Here is a 12,294-nt window from a genome sequence, read left to right on the forward strand (position 1 = left end):
GTCCGATTCGAGGTGGCCTTTACTGAGCTCAATAATCGGCTAGTTTCACGGTGCCGAAAGTGGCCCAGTCATCTGACTCGGCCCGCTTCACGGCGTCGTAGGCGTCGACGAAGCCTGCGCCGACGTTCCACGCCGTGTAGCTGTCGTGGACGACCTTAGCCTCCGTTTCGATGGTGTTCAGCACGTCGATAGGGTCGGGGGATTCACCGAAATTCTGCTGATATGCGTCAACGACGAGGGTGGCGACGCCCGCCGTGACCGGACAGGACATCGACGTACCGCTGATCGTGCCGTAGTACTCCTCGGTGTCTTGGTGCTCGGTGCCGGCGGCGTAGGCCTGTAGCGGGTCTTCTGGTGCGAGCGTACTCATCACGTAGTTACCCGGCGCAGCGACGCCCGGGCGGTAGATTCCTGTCGGTGTCACGTTGCGCTTGATACCTTCGTAGGCCGTGAAATCGACGGTATAGTCCGCCGCCGCGTCGGCGAACGGTCGAACCTCGAAGTAGTAGGTCGTCCCACCGTCGATAGCGGCCGCGATGGTTTCGGGTTCGTTCAGCGTCGCGCCGCTGGCGACCACTCTCCCGTCCTCGCTCCCTTCGTGAAGGTAGAAGTCGATGTCCTCCGCGCTCGGCGTCCACGACAGTGTCGCCGCGACGTAGCCCGCTTTCTTTGGCGCGTCCCACCGGTGATACTCGCTGGCGGCGGCCGTCACTGTGCCGGAGTACGAACCGGAATCGACCTCGGTTTCGGTCCTGTTCGCCGCATAGTACTCCTCTAAGTTCCGCAACGCCTTCTTGCGGTCGTAGTTGTTCGGACCGTCGTAGCTCGGCGTTCGACCACGCGAGGAGAAGTCCGTGACTGACTTAGCGTCCTTCGTCGCGGCGACGCCCAGAACGTGGGGTGCGGTCGCGTACTGGTTGAGCGTATTTGTGTCGGGGCCGCTGTTGCTTGCCGCGAACACGGGGAGGATGCCCTGGTTGTAGGCCGTCCACGTAGCGACGTTGACAGCGTCGTCCGGGTTGAAGTCCGTCCCATCGCCGCCGCCCCAGGAATTGCTGACGACCGACACGTCAGTCTCGCCCGCCTGCTGGCGCGCGAGCAGATGATCGTAGGCGGCGACGGGTTTGACGATGAGCAGGGTCAGCCCCGCCGAATAAACCGTGAGGTCGGCGTCCGGAGCCATACCTCGATACTGCCCGTCGCTCTTCTTTCCGGAGCCGGTGATTGATCCCGAGCAGTGGGTACCGTGGCCATTGTCGTCGCTGTCGAGGCTGCCGACCTCCTTCCAGGTGGTGTCCTCTCTGCTAGAAAGTGGGTTGACGTACCGCCAGTTGGCGACGAGGTCGTCTTCGAGGTCAGGGTGGTCACCATCGACGCCGCTGTCGATAACAACTGAGTGGACGCTGGAACCGGTATAGCCGAGGTTCGACTGCACCGATCCGGCCTGCGTTGCCTCCCGAGCGTCGTCGTTGTAGTACTCCAGTTCGACGTTCTTCTGAACGTACCGTACCTCTGGCCAGTCTGCGATGGTGCGAATCTGGTCGCTCGTCAGTTCCGTGTAGCCGATGGGGAGCACCTCGAATTTGTGGTAGCCGCTTTCAAGGTCGAGGTGACGAAGCCGATCGACCTGCTCATTCGAGGTGAACACGACCAGCGCCTCCTTCAGCCCGCTCACGCTCAAGTTGAACGAATCGTCGATAGTCTCGTTCGTGCCAGTAGCAACCGCCATTCCGCTGAGCGGCAGCACGGTAGCTGCTCCCGCTGTACCAGTCGTCTTCAGAAAGTCACGCCGGTCGAACATGGTTTGTTGTCCCATAGCTTGATCCATCGGTCATCAACCATGATAATAATTATGATTGAGATTCAACTCAATTGAACAGTAATCATGTTTTCCACTCACTACCGTTGGAACAGCGCCCAGCGAAAGTAGCAGTTATGTCTATTGCAGGCGCTTGAACCTCATCTTCTGGTTGGGAAACAAATCGCCAGTGTGGACTGGAAAATAAATAATCTAAGTATATGTAGGAAAATTCCACGAGCTGCCTGACCCGAATAATGTTTCCTGTATTGGTTAAATTTCGATATTGTCTCGATAGAAGCTGGTTCAGTTTATGGAGATTGCAGGCGCTTAAACCTCGCCCTTCAGGGCGGGGATACAGCGTCCCCAGAACTCTCCGAGTTCTGGTGTGCGAACGAGACGCTTCGCGTCTCGTCAACGCCGTCTTTGGGTTCAAACACTGAAATCGGAAGATTTGAGTGCCCACACTGCGTATCTCTCGGTGTCGATTCGATGGTACCCCATCGGATTTGACAGTCCGTAAATTGGCAGTTGACTTGGTGTTTGCCTTACCAAATAAGTAAGCCTTCGGACACCCAACCGACATGAAACAACCACGTAACTCCGAGTCCTGTACAGGATAGGAGTACCGGGGGCGTGGCACTCCCATCGGCGCGTCGGGTCGTAAACGTAAGTTCCCAAACCAGCGCAATCGGGCGTAGGAAGCCCCGTCGTTGACGGCGGGGAGGATGTCACTTAAATAATACTGGTTGATCAAGGTGTTCCACTCCAGCGATTTGGCTAGCGAAATAGATCGGTGGGAGGAAAATATATTAGTCAATAGTTCCAACAGCTAGCTATGCCCACGCCGGACGACGGCCCGCCAACTGAGTTCGAGATCACTAGCGAGTTCGAGACGAATTTGGCCTCAGAGCCGGCCGACGAGCGCGTCTACCGAATCGCCCTCCAACTCTATGAGCCGGCGCGAGTGGCTACAATCGCAGAGCGGGCTGACTGTGCGCCTGATACCGCTCGACGCCACCTCGAACGGCTCATTGATATTGGCGTCCTCGAACGCGTCGCTGAAAATCCCGCAACGTACCGGCGGAACGAGTCCTACTTCGAGTGGCGGAAGCGAAGCCGCCTTGAACAGCTCTCGCCGAGTCAGCTCCAAGACAGGCTCGAGGAGTTGACAAGTCGTGAACAGACACTCAGAGAGCGGTACGACGCTGAGCGACCAGGTGATGTCGATGCACTCGACCACGCTGACTACGACCAGGTTGAAGAGGTATGGATGGAACTCAGCGAGTGGGAAACCGTACGTCGTCGAATCAGACGCCTTGACGATGTGCGGCGACAACGGGCGGCCGATTCAGAGTCGGAGGCCGCCTAACCGTGGCCGATGAGGGTGTTGTAACACGGACGATTGACGAGGAGATACTCCGCTATCTTGCTCAAGTACTTGCTGGGCTGGACGAGGTACGCAGCACACCGCTGTTCCCCGTGAATAAGCAGGAGACGCTGCTCATTCATCTCAATGACGAGTATTATCCTGACGCCATCGACGATGTCCGATTCGAACTGCGCGTCTATACAAACGGCGAGTTCCATGTCTCGTATATCGAAATCTACGCGGGGGAGATCCGGCACTGCCGGTGGGATCGACATGACCAAGACCACAATGCACGTGATCATTTCCACCCGTTTCCGACCGCGAGCACGACTGACGCTGAAGATCGAGACTTCCCAGTTGATGTGACTGCTCTTCTTCAGACGGTTGTCCTGCCATGGGTGGAGACTCGCCTTGGAATCATTTGGGCAGAACAAGACAAGAGATGAAAATGACGACCGAAAGCAGGCGACAGATTGCCAGTATGGGCTAACAAACTGGAGATGGCCGAACTTACCGACGCTGGAGTATCGTCTCTAACCGGTCAAGAATCTCCCACAGCACCCGCACAGGATGCTCACTCGCAACTGATACTGTCTCGTACGTATACTCCTCAGCAGGCGCCTCACGCTTTTGGTATCCACCGTCAGTAACAAACATTGGAGATCACGTCAGGCAGGTGCCGACGCCGTGCCAGAGTAATCCGAGTAGTGTTCGATCGCATCCTCGATAAGGCGCAGTCGGTACTGAACAATATCCCAGTCATTCGCTACCCGCCGCAACTCACATGTCTCCGCAGCTGTCTCTACCTGTGCAGCCATCTCACGGAGCTCGTCCGACGACTCAACAGCGTATTCATTTTGCCATGATTCAATCTGCTCTTGAAGGTCAGCACGCAACTCAATGAGGTCATCGCGGTCGCGGTCGTCTAGCTAAGTCACGGAGTGCTCGCATCCGCGTGTAGAGTGGGTCAGGCTGATAGAGCGTTGCCTGCTCACCCCAAACGGTCTGGAGAACATTCATCTCGACGAGTCGCTGAAGATGGTCGCGAGCAGTATTTCCAGCGACCAGGGCTTGATCGGCGATCCAGTCGGCGGTTCGTGGTTGCGAGAGCGTCACGGCGAGCGAGCAGACACGGTCGAACGCACTCGATTTTCTCTCCACACGTCGGTTCTCAGTGCGTCAGTCATACTCCTCTCTTGATCGTTGAGTGCAATAATTTTATCAGAAGTTCAGATATCTGCGTTCACTGCTAATCAAGAAGGTCTCTTCTACGATCTCTCCTTCTCTCGCAGACGAGCTTCGAGCGCGTCGAGCACTTCCCAGAGCACGCCGACTGCCGAGGTCGCGTTAAGCGTGAACTCATAATATGCGTAGTTTTCATCTGGCGTCTCTCGTTCTTGAGCGTGGAGATGGCCACTGACGTGCGGGTTCGGTTCGAGATGCCACCCCCAGTCAAACCCCGAAGATTCACTGTAATGGAAGGCAAAGTTGGCGGTCAGCGACGTCCGTTTGCGGTCTTCCAACCCAGTCCCAGGTGGAAATGCCGGATTCGGCTGCCATGTCACCCGCAACGTCGCTTGGTCAGCGTCGCGTTCGAAGTACTCGGGATCAACCTCGGCCTGAACTTCGGCATAAAACCCGTCTGGAATACCGTGTGCGTTCGTGGTTGCTGGGTGGCGGGCGAGTTGTTCTCGCAGCACTCGCAGGATGCGATGGCGCTTCTCGGCCGACTCGTTTTCAGTACGTGACCCACCATCCGGACGAGGCTCCAGTGGCGATTCCCTCGCTTCCGTGTTGCATCCGGATCTACGGGACGTCGACAGAACCGGCCATTCAAACGACTCAGACTCAGTCATGCAGAGGCAGAGGGACGAGCAGTGTAGGTGTCGTAGTGGTCGATCGCATCTCGAAGCAGGGAAAGGTGATACTTCGCGGATGCCCAATCATCTGCTCGGCGAAGGCGAGTGCGGGCCTCGTCAGCTGAGAGATCCTCACCAGCAACTGTTGCTCGGAGGCTAGACGAATCACTCACTCCGTACTCGTCTTTCCACGCCTCGATGTCGCGCTGTATCTCAGCAGCTTGTTCAGCGAGTTCGGCCGCTGTATTCGCATCCACGAGCTCTCGGAGTGCCGTCAGCCGCGAATAAATCGGATCGGGGTAGTACGTTCGCCCGCCACTCGTATCGTTGGTGACGAGAATTCCGAGATCGACGAGGCGGGCAAGATGGTCGCGTGTGGTAGGCTCAGAGACGTATGCTTCGTCTGCGATCCAGCCTGCTGTCCGCGGTTCCTGCAGTGCAAACGCAACCGACCGCACTCGATCGAAGCCAGTCGTGTGCTCCTTCCACCGCTCGACAGACGCCGGCTCTTGGCTGTTTTCTCCGTCAGACGGTGGTTCGGTCATACTCACTTCTTTGAACTCACGAGTAATAATCTTTCCGCAGATAAAATAATCTACGTCATTGGTCATGGTGTTTCGCTCAGACTGAAACTGTCTAGATACGCGCCGGAATGAGAAAATAGAACCCTAAGAGGCTCTCTTTTGGATGAACAGCCGTCAATTGCAAAGTAGATCGAGAAACATAGAGGAGTGCGAAAATGAGCTACGGGAGTTTGCTGTTGATTCACCCCTCGATCACCGTTTACACTCCTCAATTCAACAGGATTACCATAACTAAACAGCGCTATATTGGATTTGCTATTTAATGCAAGCAAGTGAAGCTGCCAAGGTATAAACAACTTTACTACGTAGTTAGAACCATGGCGATCACTCGCGACGATGACGTACTCGGCGGCGAACCCCGAATCGAGGGAACTCGCATTGGCGTTCGTCCCATCGTAGCCAGAGTGATTGACACTAGCCAGTCTCCTGTGTATGTCGCTGATCAGCTTGATCTCGCACTTGCGGAGGTGTTTGAAGCACTGTGATACTACTCACACGTCGATGAGATACGTGATCTGAGACGAGAAAACAATATCGCGTTTGAGCGCGTCCAAACTCACTCAATCCGAAGAAATCAGTTCGGTGACTGCCGCAGCGAAGATCCGGCTGGATGAGATGTAAGCTGCATCTTTGAGCGAGCACTGAAAGGACTTGGACAGGGGAGAACGCGCGGCCACAAGTTTATGTGCGAGATGGGTTTACAGACGCCTATCCTGGTGGACACGAAGCATGACAGCAGCGACGCAAGATCGGCCAGAATTTGACACAGTGCAACTCACAATTGGGCCAGAGGAAGCGCAAGAACTCGTCCAGCAAACATTGAAGGGCTTGCGGTCGTCAGTCACAGAGGATGGAATTCTGTTGCGCTCACAAGATGGAATGTTGGTCGCGATTCTTCGTGACAACTCACCGTCCGATGAGCAGCAACGAACCGAACTCGCGTATCGCGTTGCACCACTATCGGAGCTCGCAACACGAAAGGGAAAGAAGGTGTTCGAGAGTCTTGAGTCACACAGTGCCTGATGACGGTTTAGCGCCGGGAATAAGAGAAACCCGAAGAACTCGAATCAGGGATCTGAACGGCGAACTGCTTGGATGATTTGTGAGATAGGGAGCCACTCATCAACAAGCCCTGTCGTTTCTCGGTCTGTGGCATACTGGTTGCGTTACTCGGTGAGTCGATCTTGCAACCACGCCCGTTGCTCGACATCAGGCGTATCCGTGTTCTGCTCATTGAGATTTGTTTCGAGCGTGTGGATGCGATGGGCGCGTTTCATGAGCGGCTTGGCTGGTGCAGAATCGATAAACAAAATCGCTTTCTCTGTTTCATCTCCGATTCGACCGACAAACTCCGTTGGGGTTCCACCCTCGGTGAACCCAACTTTCTCTTCTGCAAGCCATTTCGGGATCGTGAGGAGCAGTTCATCCGGGTTGAGTTCGCCGAGCAATTGCCACCGCAACTGCGTCGCTTGTTCATCAATCAATCCGCGGTCACGCGCCTCCGTCAATGAACACTCTTCGTCGGCAAGAGCCTCAGCACACCATTCACGAACAAACTCATCGTAGCTCGTATACTCACGAACCGGAAACACGACCATACATGATAGCTTCGAAGTTGCCGTCAATAACACTTCGCGTACCAGTCTCTGGCCCACTTAGACAATGGAGACATGAGTTTTCTGCTCATGGTACGTTGTTAGTGCAAATTCCAGAGGGTTTCGATCCGTTCAGCGACATATACAAGCACAATTGAGAGGGCATCGCGATAGTCCCTCGGAAAGTCTACTGCTGTCGCCTGTCCTGCATTCGGTGGTGGGTGAAAGTGCGTTAGTCTGACAGGTTTTGGATGCCAGTCCCATCGGCACTCCCATTGTGTTCCGTTTCGCCACTCTTCACAATAATGGATGGAAAAATCACCGCCAATATACCACCGGATGTCGAGTCGAGCACCCTGAATACGATCGGGAAAGAGTGATCGATCATATTCTGCACCAAGGTTCCGAACTCGACTTGAAGGCGGTTCAAACCTGACGTGTTCGAAGCGATCGTCCTGCAGTAATCGGCCCCGAATCGCCCGCAAAACGTCCTCATCAAGCGGACCTGTGTCAGTTTCGTCCATTCGTGTTATCCGACGATTCCGGCACCACTGAGTGTGTCGCGATCTTTCCGCGCACGTTCGATGATCCGAAGCTCACGGCGGATCGTTTTCCAGTCACCGATGTCTTCCCAAACCGTCTCAAGCGAATCATAGTCTGCTTCCGCAAGTGCGTCAACCTGTCCTGGGTCAGCAACACCGTACTGCTCACGATACGCTTGCTCTTCTGCAACGAGGGTGGAAAGCTTGGTTTCGAGTTCAGCGTCGGTGTGCTCACGGCGAAGCTCGTTTGCACGAATCCACTCGAAGTAGGCATGGTTTCTTTGGTATCGCTTCGGCCGCCCATCAATTGGTTCGACAATCCCGCGGGCGCTCAACCATTCAAGGTGTTCTCGTGCAGCTCCCTCCGAACAGTGAGCACGGCTCGCAACGTCGTCAACGGTTGCTGGTTCGTACAATTGGATGGCTGTGTCGTAGACACGATCACGCGTCGAGGAACCATGATCCCATCGCTGCCGCTCCTTCTCAACGGCATCTGTATCATCTGGATGACCGGGATTGGACATAAGTGATCCTTCGTGCCCGAAGAGTATATATTTGACCCATAGAAGAATATACTGATCTAGACTGCTGCCGAACGAGGTCGACGAATACTCGTGAGTAAGTCAGTCACGTCGGATTCATATCATTAGTATGCCTTGACTCCTGGAACCATGCCGTGGGTAGAATAATACCTTAGTGTTGGTGAAAACTAAAACAAAAACCGACACGAGGAGTAATTATTAACTAGTTATAGGCAAAAGATAACCATAAATGGAAACGTTCCCAATCGCCGGCCAGATCATCAATACGAAGCTCATCTTCGGTCTGACTGCCCGCGACATTGGCGAAGCACTCGTCCTTCCATTTCTTGGACTTGGGATCGCCCAGAGTCTCGGTGCGAGTGGCGATCTCTTTCTCATCGCTACTGGCATTGCGCTCGGTCTCGGCGTTGTGATTCTCCTCATCACGCCTGCCGCACAACGGCCGCTGAGCTACGCGCGAGCCTGTGCTCACTACTACTTTGGCACCACGACCTACCGAAATCGGCGAACACGCCCCGCCACGGAAACCACGCGCATCCAAGACGAGGTCGGTGTTCGCCACGCCGGCCTTGACATCGAAACGATCGAAGCAGAAGACGACCACGACTTCACCCAGGAATGAACCATGGATTCACCACCGCCTGCTACCGATTCCCCCACAGCTACTCCTGCACAGTCAGTCACTCAAGACAACGCAGAAGATGAGACTGAGGCAGCCGAACCCACGTCAGAAAAAGACGCACCAGCCACCACAGCCACGAAAAGTCAGTCATCCGCCCCGCAGTCAACGGACGCTGAGAACCCCAGCGTGAGCACAGCGCTGGGGATGGCTGATCAAGCATTTGATGCTGAGGAGGAACAGCCAGAATCAGATCTTGATGTCCTCCGGGCAGTTGATGGCGCCCTTGGGGACATTGACTCGGATCTTCCGACGGCTCGGGAAGAAGCGCGAGCTCGTGACCAATTCCAACTCGAAGACAAGCTAAACAAGAAAACGACAACACAGGCGCAACTTGGCTTTGACTACGTTCGTGATGATGGCATCGCGGTTGACGGTGAGGACTATATCGGCCTCGTGAAAGTCAAGCCACGGAACTGGTTGACGCTCAACTATGACCAGCGTCGGCAGGTCATGAGTGACTACATTTCATTCCTCATGGCGCTTGACTGGACGATCGCTATCCCGTGTTATCCCCGGGAGTTCGATCTCGGTGAACACTATAACAAGTTCATTCGTGGCGGGACGAGCGTCGCTGCACGGGGACAATCCCCGATCCTGCAGTATGGACGGCGCTATTACATTCAATGGGCACAGGACAATATCGACGGCTCTGGAATCAAAGCCCGGGACTACTACATCGTCATCCGTGTCACTGCTGCACAAGTCACGACAAACCTTGATACCGGGAGTGTCCTCAATCAGCTGAGTACCCTTCCAATAGTTGGACGTGCTGGAGCAGCCGTCCTCGAACGCCTCCCGTGGGTCAAGAACCACGAGAAGGCAGAGACCGAGCTGTGTATCCGGGAAGTGCACAATCGCCAGCGGCGCGTCATCGATAAGCTCGGGCGGACAGACGTGACGACGGAGCTGGTCAGCACTCGCCAGGAGACGATGGAACTCCTGTATCACTACTACAACCACGTGAAACCAGAGTTCGACCGCTTTGATCATGCGACATTTTCCGAAGGAGTGATCTAAGGATGGGCTCTCGCCTCCGATCACTCATTCCCGGCCTCGAGAGTGATCCCGGACTCGATGAGATTAACGATGAGGTCTTTGACCGGGCGACTGCCATCCTCGAAGCGAATGGCGACGAGCTCGCCAAGGAAAACATCCACGAACAGGCACAACATCTCCTCGAACTCGAAGATGCTGAAGACGGTGAAATCCGCCTCGGCGTTCTCCAAGACGAGACGGAACGGTCACTGGCTGATCGGGATATCATCGCCCCGCATGAAATCACCGAGCATTCGGAACTCTTAGAGTCGGGATACATGGTGCGTGGTGGCCAGTATGTGCGCACCATGACGATCCACGGCTATCCAGAACGCGTTCCGCTTGGATGGCTTGATGACCTCTATACGACTCACGACAATATTCGGGTGACACAGCACATCCGACCACGTGATTCCCATGCGATTTTGCGGAAACTCCGGAAGCGGCTCACACAACTCCGCGCCCGTCTCTATCGGAAAGACGAGAAAAACCAGAGCGATACGCACGAACTTGAATCCGATCACGAGGCCGTCTCCGATCTCATCTGGGATATCATCCAAGGAGAAACGAAGTTGTTCAGTTTTGCCATCTACTTCGAGATCATCGCCGATTCGAAACAAGAATTGAACGAGGCGACTGACCGTGCCTTAGAGATCATTGCGAAGGCCAATACAGAAGCTGTCCCACTCGAAAAACGGCAGGTCGAGTCACAGGACGCTCTCGCACCGCTGGGAAGCGATCCGATCAAAGCCACCCAACTCATGCAGGAGACGGCTGTCGCAACCATGTTCCCGTTCATTGAGCCAGCACTGGCCGATGACGATGGCGTCTACTACGGATTCGACGGGACGCATACCCCAGTCCTTCTGGATCGCTACCGATTCTCCTCGTATTCGAAGGTGATTGCTGGTGAAATGGGATCTGGGAAGACGTTCGCCGAGAAGTACGAGATGTTTCATCGGATGATGATGGATCCAGAAATCGAGCTGCTCGTCCTGGATCCACTCGCTGATTTCGTGGATTTCACCGAAGATCTCGGTGGGCAAGTGATCCGCTTCGGTGGCGAGAACACGATCAACCCACTCGAAATTCGTCGTGGGATCGACGACGTCGTCGAAGATCCCTTCCTCAAGAAGTATCGGTCAGTGATGGAGTTGTTCCGCCTCCACTTTGCTGCCGGAGATAGGCAGTCACTCACGAATGAGCAAGAAGGAATTCTCCGGCGTGCCATCCTGCTTGCGTACTATCAGTACGGCATCACCGAGGATCCAGCGACTCACGAGAATACGTGCCCGATTATCCAGGATATCATCAACATCCTTGAGCGCATCGCTGATGGCGGCAACCCATCCGAGTTCATCGACTATCACGAGGGCGTCGACAAACGACGAGTTGCTCCAAAAGTCGAGGATATCGCCGATCGGTTTCGAGAGACGGATGAACGGCTCGCCTATCAATTACTGCTTGGACTCGAAGCCTTCCGAGAGGGCGGTGAGAACGCGAATCTGAACGGGCGGACGAACGTCGAACTCGACAATCGGCTCGTGACCATCGATATGTCGATGTTCTCGGACACAGGGCAAGCGCCGCTGTTTATGCACGTGATGTTCGACTGGATCTACCAGCGTGCTCAAAGCAGCGATCGCCGGACGCAGGTGACAATCGATGAAGCCCACTACCTCTTGCGCCGGGGCGCGACAACGAATCTAATCGATCTGTTCATCCGGCATAGTCGCCACTTCAACACGGGACTGACGCTCATCTCCCAAACGGTGGATGAGTTCCTCGTTGAGTCCACTGAGCAGTCTACGGACGCACTCGAGAAAGCTCGCGAGATCTACAATCTCTGCAATATCAAGCAGATTTTCCGGCACGAGTCCGTGAGCAAGGAGATGATCGCCGCCCACGATCTCACCCATAGCGAACAGCGGTTCATCGCCTCCGCGCAGACGGGTGAAGATGGTACTCACTCGGAGAGCTTGTTGCTCGTCAACGACTGGAAGAAGCGCATCCAATTGCATGTCGACGAATTTGCCGTCCATGTCCTTGATGAAGACCTTGACCCTTGGGAGTACCTCATCGAACAGAATGTGCTCGACACGCGCGATGTGCAGTATCTCGATGAACAAGGGCGGATCGACGACTACGACGTCCCAGCAACGTTACTTGAGGAGGCGAGGTCGTAACTATGACCGAACCTCTTCTTTCCGCTCAGATCAAGGCCAGAATGACTGTGTGCAGACTGGGGTGCAGTGGTTGGGGTATGCAACACACTGCTCCGACTG

16 protein-coding genes are annotated in these 12,294 nt (G+C 55.0%); 7 read left to right on the plus strand and 9 right to left on the minus strand.

All coding sequences use genetic code 11. The features are described from left to right. Nucleotides 1–28: 28 nt before the first annotated feature. On the minus strand, nucleotides 29–1,816 hold the full coding sequence (locus LIW51_RS29460; RefSeq protein ID WP_227379098.1) for a S8 family serine peptidase: 1,788 nt from the start codon (nucleotides 1,814–1,816) through the stop codon (nucleotides 29–31). Nucleotides 1,817–2,636: 820 nt separating this feature from the next. Here LIW51_RS29460 and LIW51_RS29465 point away from each other — a divergent pair. Then, entirely contained in the window at nucleotides 2,637–3,170 is a 534-nt protein-coding gene (locus tag LIW51_RS29465; protein ID WP_227379099.1) for a DUF7342 family protein, read from the plus strand. A gap of 2 nt (nucleotides 3,171–3,172) precedes the next feature. Continuing rightward, nucleotides 3,173–3,616 (plus strand): toxin-antitoxin system TumE family protein, encoded by a 444-nt coding sequence (locus LIW51_RS29470; RefSeq protein ID WP_227379100.1) that lies wholly within the window; start codon nucleotides 3,173–3,175, stop codon nucleotides 3,614–3,616. 64 nt (nucleotides 3,617–3,680) lie between these two features. On the opposite strand, the gene LIW51_RS29475 is transcribed toward LIW51_RS29470, so the two are convergent. The 5 genes from LIW51_RS29475 to LIW51_RS29495 form a co-directional block, all read right to left on the minus strand. Beyond that, nucleotides 3,681–3,827: a hypothetical protein gene (locus LIW51_RS29475; RefSeq protein ID WP_227379101.1), complete on the minus strand. Its 147-nt coding sequence runs from the start codon at nucleotides 3,825–3,827 to the stop codon at nucleotides 3,681–3,683. Nucleotides 3,828–3,838: 11 nt separating this feature from the next. Next, nucleotides 3,839–4,066 (minus strand): DUF7342 family protein, encoded by a 228-nt coding sequence (locus tag LIW51_RS29480; protein ID WP_438267445.1) that lies wholly within the window; start codon nucleotides 4,064–4,066, stop codon nucleotides 3,839–3,841. A gap of 10 nt (nucleotides 4,067–4,076) precedes the next feature. Continuing rightward, on the minus strand, nucleotides 4,077–4,331 hold the full coding sequence (locus tag LIW51_RS29485) for a DUF7342 family protein (protein ID WP_227379103.1): 255 nt from the start codon (nucleotides 4,329–4,331) through the stop codon (nucleotides 4,077–4,079). Between the two features lie 107 nt (nucleotides 4,332–4,438). After that, a complete protein-coding gene (locus tag LIW51_RS29490) occupies nucleotides 4,439–5,026 on the minus strand; it encodes a hypothetical protein (protein ID WP_227379104.1) in 588 nt (195 codons plus the stop codon). Then, entirely contained in the window at nucleotides 5,023–5,574 is a 552-nt protein-coding gene (locus tag LIW51_RS29495) for a DUF7342 family protein (protein ID WP_227379105.1), read from the minus strand. Before LIW51_RS29495 ends, LIW51_RS29490 begins: the two co-directional genes overlap by 4 nt. A 356-nt stretch (nucleotides 5,575–5,930) precedes the next feature. Here LIW51_RS29495 and LIW51_RS29500 point away from each other — a divergent pair, with 356 nt between their 5' ends. Next, nucleotides 5,931–6,098, plus strand: a complete 168-nt coding sequence (locus LIW51_RS29500; RefSeq protein ID WP_227379106.1) for a DUF433 domain-containing protein — start codon at nucleotides 5,931–5,933, stop codon at nucleotides 6,096–6,098. A 244-nt stretch (nucleotides 6,099–6,342) separates the two neighbouring features. Beyond that, on the plus strand, nucleotides 6,343–6,636 hold the full coding sequence (locus LIW51_RS29505; protein ID WP_227379107.1) for a hypothetical protein: 294 nt from the start codon (nucleotides 6,343–6,345) through the stop codon (nucleotides 6,634–6,636). A gap of 143 nt (nucleotides 6,637–6,779) precedes the next feature. Here the strand turns inward: LIW51_RS29505 and LIW51_RS29510 are convergent, their stop codons facing one another. The 3 genes from LIW51_RS29510 to LIW51_RS29515 all read right to left on the minus strand — a co-directional run bounded on the left by LIW51_RS29510 (nucleotide 6,780) and on the right by LIW51_RS29515 (nucleotide 8,274). After that, the gene (locus LIW51_RS29510; protein ID WP_227379108.1) at nucleotides 6,780–7,211 is read right to left on the minus strand and encodes a hypothetical protein; all 432 of its coding nucleotides are present in this window, start codon (nucleotides 7,209–7,211) and stop codon (nucleotides 6,780–6,782) included. 98 nt (nucleotides 7,212–7,309) lie between these two features. Then, a complete protein-coding gene (locus LIW51_RS40520) occupies nucleotides 7,310–7,732 on the minus strand; it encodes a toxin-antitoxin system TumE family protein (protein WP_497007407.1) in 423 nt (140 codons plus the stop codon). 5 nt (nucleotides 7,733–7,737) lie between these two features. Then, nucleotides 7,738–8,274, minus strand: a complete 537-nt coding sequence (locus tag LIW51_RS29515) for a DUF7342 family protein (RefSeq protein WP_227379109.1) — start codon at nucleotides 8,272–8,274, stop codon at nucleotides 7,738–7,740. A 247-nt stretch (nucleotides 8,275–8,521) separates the two neighbouring features. Here LIW51_RS29515 and LIW51_RS29520 point away from each other — a divergent pair, with 247 nt between their 5' ends. The 3 genes from LIW51_RS29520 (at nucleotide 8,522) to LIW51_RS29530 (ending at nucleotide 12,195) form a co-directional block, all read left to right on the plus strand. Further along, a complete protein-coding gene (locus tag LIW51_RS29520) occupies nucleotides 8,522–8,914 on the plus strand; it encodes a hypothetical protein (RefSeq protein WP_227379110.1) in 393 nt (130 codons plus the stop codon). A 186-nt stretch (nucleotides 8,915–9,100) separates the two neighbouring features. Further along, the gene (locus tag LIW51_RS29525; RefSeq protein WP_227379111.1) at nucleotides 9,101–9,991 is read left to right on the plus strand and encodes a TraC-like domain-containing protein; all 891 of its coding nucleotides are present in this window, start codon (nucleotides 9,101–9,103) and stop codon (nucleotides 9,989–9,991) included. 2 nt (nucleotides 9,992–9,993) lie between these two features. Beyond that, nucleotides 9,994–12,195 carry a VirB4 family type IV secretion system protein gene (locus LIW51_RS29530; RefSeq protein WP_227379112.1) on the plus strand — a complete coding sequence of 734 codons (2,202 nt, stop codon included), beginning with the start codon at nucleotides 9,994–9,996 and terminating at the stop codon, nucleotides 12,193–12,195. Nucleotides 12,196–12,294 lie beyond the last annotated feature (99 nt).

Source organism: Haladaptatus halobius, assembly GCF_020618475.1.
Lineage (GTDB): Archaea > Halobacteriota > Halobacteria > Halobacteriales > Haladaptataceae > Haladaptatus > Haladaptatus halobius.